Here is a 15166-nt window from a genome sequence, read left to right as displayed (position 1 = left end):
CGGTGTGCTCCTACGGATACGGGTACGGGATCAGGGTCGCAGCGCCGCGATCGTCTCGGCCAGCGCCTGCGGGACGTCCGGGACCAGGGCATGGACCCCGTCGCGTACGACATGGCGGCCGCCCACGACCGTATGGCGCACGTCAGCGGCGGATGCGGCGAATACCGCGGTCTCCGCTCCGAGGCGCGGTACCGGACCCGCTGTTCTGACCGAGTCGAGGGCGATGGTGGTGAGATCGGCGAGCGCGCCGCTCTCGATGACGCCTCCTTCGGGCCAGCCGAGCGCGTGGTGCCCCCCTGCGGTGGCGGCGCGCAGCAGGGCCGCTGCCGTCCAGTGGCCGCGGGTGCGCGAGCGCAGCCGTTCGTTCAGCTCCAGGGCGCGCGCCTCTTCGAGGATGTCGATCACGGCGTGGCTGTCGCTGCCCAGCGAGAGCGGGCTGCCCGCGTGCTGGAGCCGGACGGCGGGGCCGATGCCGTCGGCCAGGTCGCGTTCGGTGGTGGGGCACATACAGGTGCCGGTAGCCGTGGAGCCGAGGAGGCTGATGTCCTCGTCGGTGAGGTGGGTGTTGTGGACGCCCGTGGTGCGGGGGCCCAGGATGCCGTGGTCGGCGAGGAGCCGGGTCGGCGTGCAGCCGTGCGCCGTCAGACAGGACTCGTTCTCGGCGGTCTGCTCGGAGAGATGCACATGGAGCGGGGCCCGGCGGGCCTCGGCCCATTCGGCCACGGTGGCGAGCTGCCCCGCGGGGACGGCGCGCACGGAGTGGACGGCCGCTCCGATCCGGGCGTGCTCGCGGTCCTTCAGCAGGGAGGCCCGCTCGGCCCAGCTCTGCGCCGATCCGTCGGAGAAGCGCCGCTGGTGCTTCTCCGGCTCCGCGCTGCGGTATCTGTCGATCATGCCGGACGCCAGGTAGGCGGTGTCCAGGAGCGTGATGCGGATGCCCGCGTCGGCGGCCGCCGCGATCAGCGCCTCGCCCATCGCGTTCGGGTCGTCGTAGGGCGTCCCGCCCGGGGCGTGATGCACGTAGTGGAACTCACCGACCACGGTGATCCCGGCCAGCGCCATCTCCGCGTACACCGCGCGGGCGAGCGCGTGGTAGGAGTCCGGCGTGAGCCGGGTAGCGACGCCGTACATGACGTCGCGCCAGGTCCAGAAGGTGCCGGAGCCGACCTGGGCGGTGGAGCGCAGGGCGCGGTGGAAGGCGTGGCTGTGGGCGTTGGCCAGGCCCGGGACGGTCAGTCCGCGCAGGGCCGTCGCACCGGGCGGCGGCGCCGGCACCTCCTTGCGGACGGCCGTGATCCGGCCCCGGTCGGTCTCCAGGACGACGCCCGGCTCGACATGGGTGTCGAGCCAGGCGTGTTCCAGCCAGTAGGTCACCTGCACGCCAGGCCCTCCAGTACGTCGGCGAGTGCGGTCACCCCGGCCAGGCAGTCGTCCTCACCGGCGGTCTCCGCCGGTGAGTGCGAGACACCTGTGGGGTTGCGTACGAACAGCATGGCGGTCGGGACCGACGCGGAGAGGATCCCGGCGTCGTGTCCCGCGCCCGTTCCGAGAACGGGCACACCGGTCCCGTCGCCGCCGAGGATCTTGCGGAGCTCGTCACGCAGGGCGTGCTCGAACTCGACGACGGGGGTGAAGGACTCCCGGGTGACGCGGACGTCCACGCCGTCCCGCTCGCCCCGTTCCCTCGCCGCCCGTTCGATACCCGCGATGACGGTGTCCAGGGTGGCCTGGTCGGCTGCGCGCGAGTCGAGCCAGCCACGGACCAGCGAGGGGATCGCGTTGACGCCGTTCGGCTCGACGGAGATCTTGCCGAAGGTGGCCACCGCGCCCGCGAGTTCCGCCTCGCGCCGGGCGGCGATGACCGTCTCGGCGTACGTCAGCATCGGGTCGCGGCGGTCCACGAGACGGGTGGTCCCCGCGTGGTTCGCCTCGCCGTGGAAGTCGTACCGCCAACGGCCGTGCGGCCAGATCGCGGAGGCGATACCGACCGGGTCGCCGCTGAGGTCGAGGGCGCGCCCCTGCTCCACGTGGAGCTCGACGAACGCGCCGATCCTGGCGAGCCGCTGCGGGTCCGGGCCGATGGTGGCGGGGTCGTACCCGGCCTGCTCCATGGCGTCGGGCAGTGCGACACCGTCGCCGTCACGGAGCAGCCGGGCCTTGTCGACGGTGAGCTGTCCGGCAGCGAGCCGGGAGCCGACGCAGGCGAGCCCGAAGCGGGCGCCTTCCTCGTCCCCGAAGTTGCTGATCGCGAGCGGCCTGGTGAACTCGGCCCCTCTGCCGCGGAGTTCATCGAGGGCGGCGAAGGAGGAGACCACGCCGAGGGGCCCGTCGAAGGCGCCGCCGTCCGGTACGGAGTCCAGGTGCGAGCCCGTGACGACCGCGTCGGTACCCAGCGGATCACCCAGCCACGCCCACTGGTTGCCGTTGCGGTCGAGCTCGTACGTGAGGCCGCGGGCCAGCGCCTGGTCCTTGAACCAGGCGCGGCAGTCGGCGTCGGCGGCGGTCCAGGCGTACCTGCGGTACCCGCCGGAGGCGGAGCTGCGGCCGACCGGCAGCAGCTCCGCCCACATCTCGTGGAACGAGGTGGTCACTTGGGATCGCCCTCGCCGCCGGTGGTGGCCGCGGTGGCGTCGTCGCCCTCACGCATCGGCACCCGGACGCCGCGCTCGTCGGCGACCCGCTCGGCGATGTCGTACCCGGCGTCGACGTGCCGGATGACGCCCATGCCGGGGTCGTTGGTGAGCACCCGGCGGATCTTCTCGCCCGCGAGCGGAGTGCCGTCGGCCACCGACACCTGTCCGGCGTGGATGGAGCGGCCCATGCCGACCCCGCCGCCGTGGTGGATGGAGACCCAGGACGCACCGGACGCGACATTGACCATGGCGTTGAGGAGCGGCCAGTCGGCGATGGCGTCGGAGCCGTCGAGCATGGCCTCCGTCTCGCGGTACGGAGAGGCGACCGAACCGCAGTCGAGGTGGTCGCGGCCGATGACGAGCGGGGCGGCGAGCGTGCCGTCCGCGACCATGTCGTTGAAGAGGGCGCCGGCCTTGTCGCGCTCGCCCTGGCCCAGCCAGCAGATCCGGGCGGGCAGGCCCTGGAAGTGGACGCGCTCACCGGCCATCTTGATCCAGCGGTGCAGCGACTCGTTCTCCGGGAAGAGCTTCAGGAGCGCCTTGTCGGTCTTGTGGATGTCCGCGGCCTCTCCGGAGAGCGCGGCCCAGCGGAACGGGCCCTTGCCCTCGCAGAAGAGCGGGCGGATATAGGCGGGCACGAAGCCGGGGAAGTCGAACGCCCGGCTGTATCCGGCCAACTGGGCCTCACCGCGGATGGAGTTGCCGTAGTCGAAGACCTCGGCCCCCGCGTCCATGAAGCCGACCATGGCCTCGACGTGCCGGGCCATGGACTCACGGGCGCGCACCGTGAAGTCGGCGGGCTTCTCGGCGGCGTACGCGGCCATGTCGTCGAAGTCGATACCGAGCGGCAGGTAGGCGAGCGGGTCGTGCGCGGACGTCTGGTCCGTCACGATGTCGATCGGCGCGCCCTCGGCGAGCATCCGGGGCAGCAGCTCGGCGGCGTTGCCCAGGAGGCCGATGGAGAGCGGCTTGCGGGCGTCGCGCGCCTCGGTGGCGAGCTGCAGCGCGTGCTCCAGCGAGTTCGCCCGGACGTCCAGGTAGCGGTGCTCGATACGGCGCTCGATGGCGCGCGGGTCGACGTCGATACAGATCGCGACACCGTCGTTCATCGTCACCGCGAGCGGCTGGGCGCCGCCCATGCCGCCGAGTCCGGCGGTGAGCGTGATCGTCCCGGCGAGCGTGCCGTCGAAGCGCTTGGCGGCGACAGCGGCGAAGGTCTCGTAGGTGCCCTGGAGGATGCCCTGGGTGCCGATGTAGATCCAGGAGCCGGCCGTCATCTGGCCGTACATGGTGAGCCCGAGCGATTCGAGCCGCCGGAACTCCTCCCAGTTGGCCCAGTCGCCCACCAGGTTGGAGTTGGCGATCAGCACGCGCGGCGCCCACTCGTGGGTCTGCATCACGCCGACCGGGCGGCCCGACTGGACGAGCATCGTCTCGTCCTGCTTGAGGGTCTGCAGCGTGCGCACCATCGCGTCGAAGGAGCGCCAGTCGCGGGCGGCCTTACCGGTGCCGCCGTAGACGACGAGCTTGTCGGGGTGCTCGGCGACCTCGGGGTCCAGGTTGTTCTGGAGCATGCGCAGGGCGGCCTCCTGCTGCCACCCCAGGGCGCTCAGCTCCGTACCGCGGGGGGCCCGTACCGGCCGGGGTCCTGACATGGTCTGCCTCCTCGATCCCACACTGTTACATGAACTATTCACATCTTGACGAGCTGAATAGAACTAGTCAATACACTGCGGCAACCCCACCTCGTCCCGGCGGATGATTGGCTGGATCACATGGCTTCTGAAACGGGTTCTGGAACGGTCTACGGCACGGGTTCCGAGACGGCCGCCGCCACGCGGCGCGAGCAGGCAGTACGGGCCGCGGTGGCCACCGGGCTCACCGGCCCGGAGTCCCCCGTCGTCGGGCTGCTGGACATCCACGGCATCCGCGGCGGTGCCGCCGCACTGCGGGCCGCGTTCGAGGAGGTCACTCCGCCGGGTACGCCCGTTCTGCACGCTTTCGCCGTGAAGGCTGCCCCGCTCGTGCCCGTCCTACGGCTGCTCGCCACGGAGGGCATCGGCGCGGAGGTCGCGAGCCCCGGCGAGCTCGCGCTGGCCCGCGCCGCGGGTGTGAGCCCGGCGCACACCGTCCTGGACTCCCCCGCCAAGACGCCCGCCGAGCTGCGCGAGGCGCTCGCCATCGGGATCGCGGTGAACGCCGACAATCCGCAGGAGCTGACACGGCTCGACGCCCTGGTCCGGTCGGCCCCGACCTCCTCCCCCCTGGGCCTGCGGGTCAATCCGCAGATCGGCGGCGGCTCCATCGGCGCGCTGTCGACAGCCACCGCGACCTCGAAGTTCGGGGTGGCGCTGCGCGACGAGGGCGCCCGCGCCTGGGTCGTCCGCGCCTTCCTGGACCGCCCGTGGCTGAACAGGCTGCACACCCACTCGGGCTCGCAGGGTGTCCCGCTGGCGCTGATGGCGGACGGCGTACGGGCCGTGTACGAACTCGCCGAGGAGATCAACGCGGCGGCCGGCCGTCAGCAGATCGACACCGTCGACATCGGCGGCGGGCTGCCGGTCAACTTCTCGTCGGACGACGAGACACCCACGTACGCCGAGTACGCGCGGCTCCTGAAGTCGGCGGCGCCGGGCCTGTTCGACGGCCGCTACGGCCTGGTCACCGAATTCGGCCGCTCGCTGCTCGCCAAGCACGGCACGATCCTGGCCCGCGTCGAGTACGCCAAGTCGGCGGGCGGCCGGGCCATCGCGGTCACTCACGCCGGGGTGCAGGTGGCGACCCGCACGGTGTACGCGCCCGCGTCCTGGCCGCTGCGGATCGCCGCGTACGACGGGGAAGGCCGCCCCAGCACGGCCCCCGTCGTCGCCCAGGACATCGCGGGCCCCGCCTGCTTCGCGGGCGACCTGCTGGCGGAGAACCGCGAGCTGCCGCGGCTCGGCCAGGGCGACTACGTGGCGGTACTGGACACCGGTGCGTACTACTTCGCGCACCACTACGCGTACAACAGCCTTGCCAGGCCGGCCGTTTACGGGTTCACGGAAGGCGCCGGGCAGGGTCCGGCACCCGACGGGCGAGGGGTCAGGTTCGCGACCGTACGGGACGCGCAGAGCGTGCGGGAGATCGTGGCCGAGGCGGGCGGGTCCCACGCGGACGCACTGCTCTGACGGCTGCGGGACCCGGGCGCCGGACACGGATCACGAGACACCGCCGCGAGCCTCAGCCACCAGCACCAGCACCAGCACCAGCACCAGCTGATCATCCGGCCCGCGGGCACCCCGGCCGTCCCGGCCGTCCGGAGGTGCGTGCACAGGCACGGTCACGGCCCGGGACACGGGCAGAACGCAGACCCTAGACCCGTCGCGCATGTTCCGCTGGAAAATGCCAGAACTCCCACCAGCAGAGGGAGCGTTGCGTAACTTGGCGGTCACTGCAGCACGGCCGCCCCCGCGGCCAGGCGCACCACGCTGGGAGGGGAGTTCCGCGTGCCCGGAATCGACGAGTGTCTGCTGGAAGCCATGCGGCTGCCCGGCTCCCTCGGTGCGGCCGTGGTCGACTGGACCAGCGGCCTCGCACTCGGCACCATCGGCGACTCGCCGAACAACGACCACGAGGCGACCGCGGCCGAGACCGCGGAGCTGGCCCGGATGGCTGCCGAACACCCCGCGTTCGCCCCGTCGGAACCGGGCGCGGGCAAGCAGGCCGGAGCGTCAACGGCCGCTCCCCCGAAGGGACTTCCGGTGGAGGACGTCATCGTCACCACCCGCACCGGCTACCACGTCCTGCGCTTCGTCGAGACGACCTTCGACAGCAGCGTCTTCCTGCACCTCTGGCTCGACCGCGACGAGGGCAATCTGGCGCTCGCCCGATTACGGCTGCGGGACATCGCCGAACGACTGGTGCTGTGATGACCACAGCGGCGAGACCCTCGGGCGTCTCCCCCATGCTCGTCCGCCTCGCCGGTGAACGCGCCACCGGAGCCCTGCTGCGTGACCGCGGCACGCTCTATCTGGTCGACGGCCAGGTGGTGCACGCCGAGAGCCCGGCGGCGCCCGGGATAGACATCCTGCTGACCGCCTCGGGGCGGCTGCGCCCCGAAGGCTGGCAGCAGGCTCTGGACCGGGCCGGGGCCCATGGCCGCGTCGGCCGGTTCCTCGTCGAGAGCGGCCAGGTGGCGGACGGCGAACTGGAGATCTGCCATCTCGGTGCCCTGCACGACGCGGCGTACTTCGCCCTGGCGCCCAGCAGCGGCCCCACCCGCTTCCGCTACGGCGTGGCGCACTGGATCGGCACCGTGCTCCCGGTTCCGGCCGACGCGGTGGAGCGGGAGGCCGCCCGCCGCCGGGAACTGCTCGACCGGCTCTGGCCGTACCCGGACGTCGACACGGCGCCGGTGGTGCGGGCCCCGAGCCGGCCGGACATCCCGGTCACCCCGAGGCAGCGGGCGGTGCTCGACCTGGCGGACGGGGAACTCACCCCGCCCGGCATCGCCCGGGTCCTGGGCCGCCCGGCCTTCCACACCCTCATCGACGTACGCAGGCTGGCAGCCGCCGGTGCCGTCGAGAACCCGCACACCCCCGCACCGCAGAGGTCCGCGATCCCCGCCCGGTTCGCCGAGGCGGTCGCCGACGTGTCACCCGACCCGGATGTCGCCCTGCTCCGCCGGCTGCGCGACGCATTGGAGGCCACGCTGTGATCCGCGCTCTGCGGCAGCGCGCCGAGAGGAGACTACTGATGTCCGCGGAGGCCGAAGTGCTCGACGAGCTGAGACGGTTGAGAGCCCGCGTGCCGCAGATCAGCGGGGCGCTGGCGGCCAGCGCCGACGGCCTGGTACTGGCGCAGGACACCACATCGGCCGAGGGCGAGTCCGTCGCCGCGCTCACCGCGGCGGCCCTCGGCGTCGCGCAGCGGCTGACCGAGACAACGGGACAGGGCGCCTTCCGCGAACTGCTGGTCCGGGGCGAGCACGGCTATGTGGCGACGTACGCGGCGGGCCCGTCCGCCGTGCTCACCCTGCTCGCCCAGCCGCGCATCAATGTGGGCCGACTCCATCTGGAGGCCCGCCGGTCGAGCACCCGGATCGGCGAGCTGGTCGACGGCGCCCTCGACCGTCCGGAGAGCCCATGACCAACCCCCCTTCGCACGGCGCCCACTCCCGGGCCGCCCGCAGCCGCACGGCACCGGAAACACCCGGCCCCGACACCACCCGCTCCAGCACCACCCGCACCACCCCGTCTGGCACCACCCGGAAGAAAGGAAGTGCACCTCCCATGGCGAACACCGAAACCGCACTCAAGGACGCGATGGCCTCGATCGAGGGCGCCATCGGCGTGGCTCTGGTCGACTACACCAGCGGCATGGCCCTCGGCACGCTCGGCGGCGGCAAGGACCTCGATCTGGCGGTCGCCGCCGCCGGGAACACGGACGTGGTGCGCGCCAAGGTGCGGACCATGGAACACCTCGGCCTGAAGGACGAGATCGAGGACATCCTGATCACCCTGGGCGAGCAGTACCACCTGATCCGGCTGCTCAAGGGGCGCGGGAACAACGGCCTGTTCCTCTATCTGGCGCTGGACAAGTCACGGGCGAACCTCGCGATGGCCCGTCACCAGCTGAAGAGAGTGGAGACCGAGCTGGAGGTGTGAGCCGGCCGGGCCCGCACCGCACGGCCCCGGCCCCCGTCAGCGACGCCGCGCCCCGCCGGGCGCGGCGTCGCCCGCGAGTACCCCCGTGGAGCGGTAGCCCTTGACCGGCTTCCCGGCGGGGCCCCGGCCGATCCAGTCGGTACGGACCCAGAAGAGCTGGTCCTCCGCGTGTTCGCGGCGGCCGAGCCGTACCGCCTTGAGCCAGAGTCCGGCGCCCGCCCCTGCGAGGGCCAGCCCGCCCGCGGCGGGAACGGCGAAGGACGAGCCGAGCGCCGCGGCGAAGGCTGCCGTCAGCCACCAGCGGTGGGCCCGGCGCCAGTTCCGTACCGTCACGGCCCGGTCCTGGAGGAAGTCGGCCCGGCCCGCCCGCGAAGGCGTCTTCGACAGATGGACGAACCTGCGCCTGCGGACCAGTACCACTGCCGCGCAGGTGATCAGGAAGAGCGCCGCACCCGCCAGGAGGCCGATCCTGCGCCCGGCCGGTCCGGGCAGCGCCGCACCGGCCGCCGCGGCCACCACACCGAGCCACCACAGCGGAGCGGCCCCGGCCCGTACCAGCACCGCGACCCTCGCCACGGTCCGCGGCCGGTCCTTCCCCGGCCGCTCCTTCCCGGGCCGGTCCGACCGCTCCGACCGCGGGTCCCGGACCTTCCGCTGCTCCCGCGTCTGGGTCCGCTGCGTCTGCTGCATCCCTGTCCCCGGTGTCTGCCGCTGTGTCTGCTGCGTATGCGCTCTGCCGCGCCCCACGTCCCTGCTCCCTCCGCGCACCTGCTCCGGACCGGGCGGAGATTAGCGACGGATTCTGAGTACGCCGTGAGAAGCCGCCGAGCCGCGGACGCGACACGGCCGTATGCGACGAGGACGGAAAGGACAGGGGACGGAAACGACGGGAGGCGTGTGGACCGCTCCCGGCGGCTACTCCACGAACAGCCCCCGCGCCGCGGCCCGTGCGTCGAACTCCTCCAGGCGCGACTGCGCTTGCGGCAGGTCGTCGCACATCGCTTCGAGCAGCACCCGCCCCAGCAGCATCGGCCCGCACGCCGTGTCGAAAGCCAGCCCGGTGCCGACAGCGGCGGGGATCAGGATGTCGCTGTGCCGGGCGACCGGTGCGAACGCGGAGTCGGCGACCGTCACCACGGTCAGCCCGGCCGACTGCGCGTAGGCGAGCGCCTCGACCACCTCACGCGGGTGGCGGGGCAGCGCGAAACAGAGGAGCACCGTGGCGCCCGCCCGTACGGAGGCGTCGATACGGTCGGCCAGCATCGTGCCGCCCTCGTCGAGCAGCCGGACATCGCGGTGGACCTTCGCGGCGAAGTACGCGAAGCCCCTGGCCTGCGACGAGGCGGCCCGCAGCCCCAGCACCGGCAGGGCCGGCGACTCCGCGAGCAGCCGTCCCGCGCGCTCCACCAGTGAGGGGTCGGCCAGCACTTCGGCGAGCCGGCGCAGATTCTCCATCTCGGCCTGCACGGCCTGCTGGTACTCGTTGAGGCTGTCGTCGTCCGCCTCGCGCCCGGCCGGGGCCACCTCCCGCAGGTGCCTGCGCAGCGCGGGGTAGCCGTCGAAGCCGAGCGCCACCGCGAAACGCGTGACCGACGGCTGGCTGACCCCGGCGAGCTCGGCCAGCTCGACGGAGGAGAGGAAGGGCGCCTCGGCGGCCTGGCGCACCATGCAGTGCGCGATCCGCCGCTGGGTCGGTGTCAGCCGGTGCCCTTCGAAGAGCTGTTGCAGTCGTGCGGCCGGGCTGTCACTCATGCCGTCGTCCCCCTCAAGTTCCACATCCACATCGGAGTTCATTCAACCGCCCGCATCGGGGAGGCACTCGCCGCGTCCCCGGGGCCGCCCGTCTCAGAGGTCATTGAACCGGTCGAGCAGCGCGGCTGCCGTCTCCACGTCGTCGGTGAGCGGCCGGTCCGCGACATCCGGGTCGAGGGCCTCGTCCGCCAGGGCGAAGGCGCGGCCCACCGGCAGATCCGGGTCGATCCGCAGTTCGCGCTGGCGCAACGCCCTGATGGAGGCGACGAGTTCACATCCGACGACGTAGCGGTAAGCGCGTCCGGCCCGCAGCGCCTGCCGGGCAGCCAGCGAGGCGAAGCTCGCCTGTTCCTCGACGCCACGGGAGAGTACGGCGTGTCCGAGGGAGGCGGGCGCGGAGAGGGCGCTCAGCTCGCCGAGTGCCGCCCCGGCCGCGTACTCCAGGATCATCACGCCCGACGAAGCGGCCTCACCATCGGCGAGGAACGGCCTGAGCCGGGTGAATCCGGGTTCGTTCAGCGCGGAGAGCCGGGAGGTGGAGAGCCGGGCGGTCTGGGTGAGGGCCAGCCGGAAGTGGTCGAGTGCGAGGACCACCTGGGCCATGTAGAAACCGCCGTGGTGGTAGGCCGCCATGTCGTCCGCGCGGATCAGAGGATTCTCGGCCGCGGCGTTGATCTCGACGGCGATGGTGCGCTCCAGCAGGTCGGCCGCGTCCTGCGCGGGTCCGTGGATCTGCGGGACACAGCGGAAGCCGTACGGGTCCTGGATGCGGCCCAGCGGCGGGGTGGGCCGCTCGGCAGCGCCGAGGAGGCGGCGGCTGCGGGCCGCGACGGCGTACGAGCCGGGGTGCGGTCGGGCGGCGTGCACCGGCTCCGCGTACGCCTCGAACGACCCGTCCACGGCGAGCAGCGACAGCGCGGCGACCACCTGGGTCGCGTCGACCAGCCCGCGCAGCTCGTCGAGCGCGAGCGCGGCCTGGCCGAGAGTGAGGGCGTTGCTGCTGATCAGGGCGAGTGCGTCGTTGTTGTCGAGGCGCAGCGCCTCGGGCGGCTCGCCGCCCCGCCAGGGGTGTTCGCCGGCCAGCGCGAGCCCCATCTGGGCAAGGGCGGCGATGTCGCCCGTACCGACCGAGCCGAACGCGTTGACGACGGGGTGGGCGCCCGACGCCAGGGCTTCGCAGAGCGCGGTGACGACGGTGGGCCGCAGTCCGGCACCTCCGGCGAGCAGCTGGTTGGCGCGTACTGCGAGCATGGCCCTGACCTCGTGGGCCGGGAGTGGGTCGCCGATGGCCCCGGCGTGCGAGCGCAGCAGCCGCAGTCCGTGGTCGGCGGCTGCGCCGGAGGGCACCGACTCGTTACGGTTGGCGCCGACACCGGTGGAGCGGCCGTACACGCGGCCCGACGCGGCGAGCTCCCGCGCCGCGTCCCACGACTGTTCGGCACGCTTCATCGCCTCGGTTCCGGGTACGGGCCTGGCCGTACCGCGGGCGAGCCGGACCACATCGGCGACCGGAAGGGACTCACCGTCGAGGACCACGATGCCGGTCTGGGTGTCCACAGTGCGGTACGACATTATGCGCGAACGCCTCCTTTTTCCGACATTCGGTCTTGCCTGATGGACCGGCGTCACCAGTGTTTTACCGCAGCCCATTGACAAATTATTCAGACAACAAGAACTCTGCATGACCATATGCAGCCGGGCAAGGGATGACCGATGATCAAATTCGACGCCGTGCACAAACGCTTCCCGAACGGCACCACAGCGGTCCACGACCTCACTCTGGACATGCCGGAGGGGCAGATCACGGTCCTCGTCGGCTCCTCGGGGTGCGGCAAGACCACCACCCTCCGGATGATCAACCGCATGGTCGACCCGTCGTCCGGCACCATCCGCCTCGCGGGCAAGGACATCCTCGAAGCGGACGCCGCTGAGCTGCGGCGCGGCATCGGGTACGTCATCCAGCAGTCCGGGCTCTTCCCGCACCGGACGATCCTGGACAACGTGGCGACCGTCCCGCTGCTCCTCGGCTGGGGCCGCAAGAAGGCCCGTGCCCGCGCGGCGGAGCTCCTGGAGACGGTCGGACTCACCAGCGAGACCGCCAAGCGCTACCCGCACCAGCTCTCCGGCGGCCAGCAGCAGCGCGTCGGGGTGGCCCGCGCGCTCGCGGCCGATCCGCCGGTGCTCCTGATGGACGAGCCGTTCGGCGCGGTGGACCCGGTGGTCCGCACCCAGCTCCAGGACGAACTGCTGCGGCTGCAGAAGGACCTCAACAAGACCATCGTCTTCGTCACCCACGACATAGACGAGGCCGTCCGGCTCGGCGACCGCATCGCGGTCTTCCGTACCGGCGGCCACCTCGTCCAGTGCGCCGAGCCGGCTGAACTGCTCGCCCGGCCTTCCGACGACTTCGTGGCGGACTTCCTGGGCGCGGAGCGCGGGCTGAAGCTGCTGTCCCTCTCCACGCTCGCCGGCATCCCGCAGACGCCCGCCCCGCTCATACGCGCCGACGCGAAGATATCCGCGGCGAAAGCCCCCGCGAGCCGCTGGCAGCTGGTGGCATCGGCCGACAACAGACCGCTCGGCTGGCTCGACACCGGCTCCGCCCCGGCGGACGGGACCGCGGGCGACGCCCCGCTCCTGCCCGTGCGGGCACTGCGCGACACCGACTCGCTGCTCTCCGCGCTCAACGAGTCGGTCGCGTCCCCGGCCGGCCTGGTGGCCCGGGTGGACGCCGACGGTGTACTGACCGGCGTCACATCGCGCGACGCCATCCACGACCGTGCGGGCGAGGCCCACACGAGCGCGGGAGCCACCACCCCCGCGAAGTCCGGCGCCGAGACCGGCACCGCCGCATGACCGTCGACTGGGGCTGGTTCCCCGACCACACCGGGGAGATGGCACATCTCACCGCGGACCACCTGTCCACCGCGGTGCCCGCCGTCCTGCTCGGCCTGCTGATCGCGCTCCCCCTCGCGGTCCTCGCCCACCGGGTACGGCCGCTTCGCGGCTTCGTCCTCGGGCTCTCCAACATCCTCTACACAATCCCGTCGCTTGCCTTCTTCGTCCTGCTGCTGCCCATCACAGGCCTGACCCGGACGACGGCGATCACCGGTCTGACCGCGTACACCCTCGTCGTCCTCGTACGGAACACCGTCGAGGGCCTGGACGCGGTGCCCGCCAAGGTGCGCGAGGCGTCCACCGCCATGGGCACCCGGCCGCTGCGCACCCTGCTCACCGTCGAACTGCCGCTCGCGCTCCCGGTGATCATGGCCGGTGTGCGGGTCTCCACCGTCATGTCGATCTCGCTGGTGAGCGTCGCCAGCTACATCGGTTACGGCGGCCTCGGCCAGCTCTTCACCGACGGCTTCCAGCGCAACTACCCCACCCCGGTCGTCGCCGGTGTGATCCTGACCCTGCTGCTCGCCCTGGTGGCGGACGCGCTGCTCGTCACCGTCCAGTGGCTGTGCACGCCCTGGACCAGGCAGCGCCATTCCATGAAGAGGGGCGCCTGACCCATGCTGGAACTCCTCAAGAACCTCGCTTCCTGGCTGACCAGCTCCGCCCAGTGGTCCGGCCCGGACGGCATCGCGCACCGGCTCGTCGAGCACGTGCAGTACTCGCTGCTCGCGACCCTTGTCGCGGCCGTCATCGCGCTCCCCATCGGGATGCTCATCGGCCACACCGGGCGCGGCGCGTTCATCGCGGTCAACCTGGCGTCCTTCGGCCGCGCGCTGCCCACCGTCGGACTGGTGACCCTGGTCTTCCTCGCGGGCGGGCTGTCCATCTGGCCGGTGTACGTCTCACTGGTCGCACTCGCCGTGCCGGTGATCATCACCAACACCTACGCCGGCATGGCCGCCGTCGACCCCGAGGTCAAGGACGCGGCGAAGGGCGTGGGGCTCCGCGGCCACCAGGTCCTCTGGCAGGTCGAACTCCCCCTCGCACTGCCCCTGATCATGACGGGCATCCGGCTGGCGACCGTGCAGGTCGTGGCCACCGCCACCATCGCCGCCTACGTCAGCTTCGGCGGTCTGGGCCGGTACGTATTCGACGGGCTCGCCCAGCGCGACCTGGTACAGGTGCTCGGCGGCGCGGTGCTCGTCGCCGTCCTCGCCGTACTCGCCGACCTGGCGCTGGGCGGGGTGCAGCGGCTGCTGCTGCGCGGCCGGCCCGACACCGCCCGATGACTTCTGGAGACCCGAGATGAACCGACGTACCGCACTCACCGCCCTGCTGGCCGGCGCATCGGCGCCCGTCCTCGCCGCCTGCTCGTCCGGCATCACGTCCCTCAACGGGGGCGGCTCCGGCGGCGACGCCGGGAGCAGCTCCGGCGGCCTGGTCATCGGCACCGCCAACTTCACCGAGAACCAGATACTCGGCTACCTCTACGCGGGGGCGCTCAAGGCCGCCGGTATCAAGGCCACCGTCAAGCCCAACCTGGGCTCCCGCGAGATCATCGTCCCCGCGCTGAAGGGGGGCGACATCGATCTGCTCCCGGAGTATCAGGGCAGCCTGCTGCTCTACCTGAACCAGAAGGCCACCGAGACGGAGGCGGGCGCGATGCAGAACGCGCTGGCCGCCGTGCTGCCCGCGAGCCTGGAGGTGCTGCCGTACGCGGCGGCCGAGGACCGCGACAGCTTCGCCGTGACCCGCGAGACCGCCGACAAGTACGGCCTGAAGACCCTCGCCGACCTGAAGAAGGCCAACGGAAAGCTGGTGTTCGGCGCCGCTGCCGAGATGAAGAAGCGGGTCGTCGGAGTGGTCGGCCTGAAGAACGTGTACGGCGTGGAGTTCAAGGAGTTCAAGGCGCTCGACTCGTCGGGTCCCCTGGTCAAGGGTGCACTGAAGAAGGGCGATGTGGATGTCGCCAACGTCTTCACCACGGATGTGGATGTCGCGGCGAACAAGTGGGTCGTGCTCGAGGACCCGAAGAACCTGGTGCCCGCGCAGCACATCGTCCCGCTGATCGCCGCACGCAAGGCCGACGGCAAGGTCCGCAAGGCCCTGGCCCTGCTGGGCAACGTGCTGTCGACGGAGGAGCTGACGAAGCTGAACCGCCTGGTCGACAAGGACAAGAAGGACCCGGACCGGGTCGCGGACGCCTGGCTGAAGCAGCACAAGGTGACCGCGTAGCGG

15 protein-coding genes are annotated in these 15166 nt (G+C 72.0%); 9 read left to right on the top strand and 6 right to left on the bottom strand.

Annotation, left to right across the window (positions count from 1 at the left end):
• Window positions 1-30: 30 nt before the first annotated feature.
• Genes OG584_RS21750 through hutU form a run of 3 tightly spaced genes read right to left on the bottom strand, consistent with a single transcriptional unit; the run spans window position 31 to window position 4288 of the window.
• Complete coding sequence (locus tag OG584_RS21750; RefSeq protein ID WP_405780194.1) at window positions 31-1380, bottom strand: formimidoylglutamate deiminase; 1350 nt, start codon at window positions 1378-1380, stop codon at window positions 31-33.
• A complete protein-coding gene (locus tag OG584_RS21745) occupies window positions 1371-2570 on the bottom strand; it encodes an allantoate amidohydrolase (RefSeq protein WP_405784215.1) in 1200 nt (399 codons plus the stop codon). Before OG584_RS21745 ends, OG584_RS21750 begins: the two co-directional genes overlap by 10 nt.
• Before the next feature lie 17 nt (window positions 2571-2587).
• Window positions 2588-4288 carry a urocanate hydratase gene (hutU, locus tag OG584_RS21740; RefSeq protein WP_405780192.1) on the bottom strand — a complete coding sequence of 567 codons (1701 nt, stop codon included), beginning with the start codon at window positions 4286-4288 and terminating at the stop codon, window positions 2588-2590.
• A gap of 120 nt (window positions 4289-4408) precedes the next feature.
• Here hutU and OG584_RS21735 point away from each other — a divergent pair, with 120 nt between their 5' ends.
• From OG584_RS21735 to OG584_RS21715, 5 genes are all read left to right on the top strand, one after another.
• Window positions 4409-5800 carry a diaminopimelate decarboxylase gene (locus OG584_RS21735; RefSeq protein WP_405780190.1) on the top strand — a complete coding sequence of 464 codons (1392 nt, stop codon included), beginning with the start codon at window positions 4409-4411 and terminating at the stop codon, window positions 5798-5800.
• A 318-nt stretch (window positions 5801-6118) separates the two neighbouring features.
• Window positions 6119-6541, top strand: coding sequence for a hypothetical protein (locus tag OG584_RS21730; RefSeq protein WP_405780189.1), 423 nt, complete (start codon window positions 6119-6121; stop codon window positions 6539-6541).
• Complete coding sequence (locus OG584_RS21725; protein ID WP_405780187.1) at window positions 6541-7329, top strand: transcriptional regulator; 789 nt, start codon at window positions 6541-6543, stop codon at window positions 7327-7329. The genes OG584_RS21730 and OG584_RS21725 overlap by 1 nt, the downstream gene beginning before the upstream one ends.
• Window positions 7330-7367: 38 nt before the next feature.
• Window positions 7368-7760 (top strand): roadblock/LC7 domain-containing protein, encoded by a 393-nt coding sequence (locus tag OG584_RS21720; RefSeq protein WP_405780186.1) that lies wholly within the window; start codon window positions 7368-7370, stop codon window positions 7758-7760.
• A gap of 143 nt (window positions 7761-7903) precedes the next feature.
• The gene (locus tag OG584_RS21715) at window positions 7904-8278 is read left to right on the top strand and encodes a hypothetical protein (protein ID WP_405780184.1); all 375 of its coding nucleotides are present in this window, start codon (window positions 7904-7906) and stop codon (window positions 8276-8278) included.
• A 36-nt stretch (window positions 8279-8314) separates the two neighbouring features.
• Here OG584_RS21715 and OG584_RS21710 read toward each other — a convergent pair whose 3' ends face one another.
• The 3 genes from OG584_RS21710 to OG584_RS21700 all read right to left on the bottom strand — a co-directional run bounded on the left by OG584_RS21710 (window position 8315) and on the right by OG584_RS21700 (window position 11602).
• On the bottom strand, window positions 8315-8968 hold the full coding sequence (locus OG584_RS21710) for a hypothetical protein (protein WP_405780182.1): 654 nt from the start codon (window positions 8966-8968) through the stop codon (window positions 8315-8317).
• A gap of 225 nt (window positions 8969-9193) precedes the next feature.
• A complete protein-coding gene (locus OG584_RS21705) occupies window positions 9194-10030 on the bottom strand; it encodes a MurR/RpiR family transcriptional regulator (protein ID WP_405780180.1) in 837 nt (278 codons plus the stop codon).
• A 93-nt stretch (window positions 10031-10123) separates the two neighbouring features.
• Window positions 10124-11602: an aromatic amino acid ammonia-lyase gene (locus OG584_RS21700; protein ID WP_405780178.1), complete on the bottom strand. Its 1479-nt coding sequence runs from the start codon at window positions 11600-11602 to the stop codon at window positions 10124-10126.
• 141 nt (window positions 11603-11743) lie between these two features.
• On the opposite strand from OG584_RS21700, the gene OG584_RS21695 reads away from it, so the two are divergent.
• The 4 genes from OG584_RS21695 to OG584_RS21680 are packed head-to-tail and all read left to right on the top strand — an operon-like array spanning window position 11744 to window position 15163.
• Complete coding sequence (locus OG584_RS21695) at window positions 11744-12886, top strand: ABC transporter ATP-binding protein (RefSeq protein ID WP_405780176.1); 1143 nt, start codon at window positions 11744-11746, stop codon at window positions 12884-12886.
• Window positions 12883-13542 (top strand): ABC transporter permease, encoded by a 660-nt coding sequence (locus OG584_RS21690; protein ID WP_405780174.1) that lies wholly within the window; start codon window positions 12883-12885, stop codon window positions 13540-13542. The genes OG584_RS21695 and OG584_RS21690 overlap by 4 nt, the downstream gene beginning before the upstream one ends.
• 3 nt (window positions 13543-13545) lie before the next feature.
• Window positions 13546-14217, top strand: coding sequence for an ABC transporter permease (locus OG584_RS21685; protein WP_405780172.1), 672 nt, complete (start codon window positions 13546-13548; stop codon window positions 14215-14217).
• Window positions 14218-14233: 16 nt separating this feature from the next.
• Window positions 14234-15163 (top strand): ABC transporter substrate-binding protein, encoded by a 930-nt coding sequence (locus OG584_RS21680; RefSeq protein ID WP_405780170.1) that lies wholly within the window; start codon window positions 14234-14236, stop codon window positions 15161-15163.
• Window positions 15164-15166 lie beyond the last annotated feature (3 nt).

It is taken from the genome of Streptomyces sp. NBC_00859 (genome assembly GCF_045161865.1).
Classification (GTDB): Bacteria; Actinomycetota; Actinomycetes; order Streptomycetales; family Streptomycetaceae; genus Streptomyces.
Note: the sequence above shows the minus strand (reverse complement) of the source record. Positions and strands in the feature narration are given on the sequence as shown.

Excerpts from the sequence above, each read along its gene's own strand:
- OG584_RS21745 (WP_405784215.1), bottom strand. The coding sequence starts at position 2,570 with ATGTGGGCGGAGCTGCTGCCGGTCGGCCGCAGCTCCGCCTCCGGCGGG.
- hutU (WP_405780192.1), bottom strand. The coding sequence starts at position 4,288 with ATGTCAGGACCCCGGCCGGTACGGGCCCCCCGCGGTACGGAGCTGAGC.
- OG584_RS21735 (WP_405780190.1), top strand. The coding sequence starts at position 4,409 with ATGGCTTCTGAAACGGGTTCTGGAACGGTCTACGGCACGGGTTCCGAG.
- OG584_RS21725 (WP_405780187.1), top strand. The coding sequence starts at position 6,541 with ATGACCACAGCGGCGAGACCCTCGGGCGTCTCCCCCATGCTCGTCCGC.
- OG584_RS21720 (WP_405780186.1), top strand. The coding sequence starts at position 7,368 with ATGTCCGCGGAGGCCGAAGTGCTCGACGAGCTGAGACGGTTGAGAGCC.
- OG584_RS21715 (WP_405780184.1), top strand. The coding sequence starts at position 7,904 with ATGGCGAACACCGAAACCGCACTCAAGGACGCGATGGCCTCGATCGAG.
- OG584_RS21710 (WP_405780182.1), bottom strand. The coding sequence starts at position 8,968 with ATGCAGCAGACGCAGCGGACCCAGACGCGGGAGCAGCGGAAGGTCCGG.
- OG584_RS21705 (WP_405780180.1), bottom strand. The coding sequence starts at position 10,030 with ATGAGTGACAGCCCGGCCGCACGACTGCAACAGCTCTTCGAAGGGCAC.
- OG584_RS21700 (WP_405780178.1), bottom strand. The coding sequence starts at position 11,602 with ATGTCGTACCGCACTGTGGACACCCAGACCGGCATCGTGGTCCTCGAC.
- OG584_RS21695 (WP_405780176.1), top strand. The coding sequence starts at position 11,744 with ATGATCAAATTCGACGCCGTGCACAAACGCTTCCCGAACGGCACCACA.
- OG584_RS21690 (WP_405780174.1), top strand. The coding sequence starts at position 12,883 with ATGACCGTCGACTGGGGCTGGTTCCCCGACCACACCGGGGAGATGGCA.
- OG584_RS21685 (WP_405780172.1), top strand. The coding sequence starts at position 13,546 with ATGCTGGAACTCCTCAAGAACCTCGCTTCCTGGCTGACCAGCTCCGCC.
- OG584_RS21680 (WP_405780170.1), top strand. The coding sequence starts at position 14,234 with ATGAACCGACGTACCGCACTCACCGCCCTGCTGGCCGGCGCATCGGCG.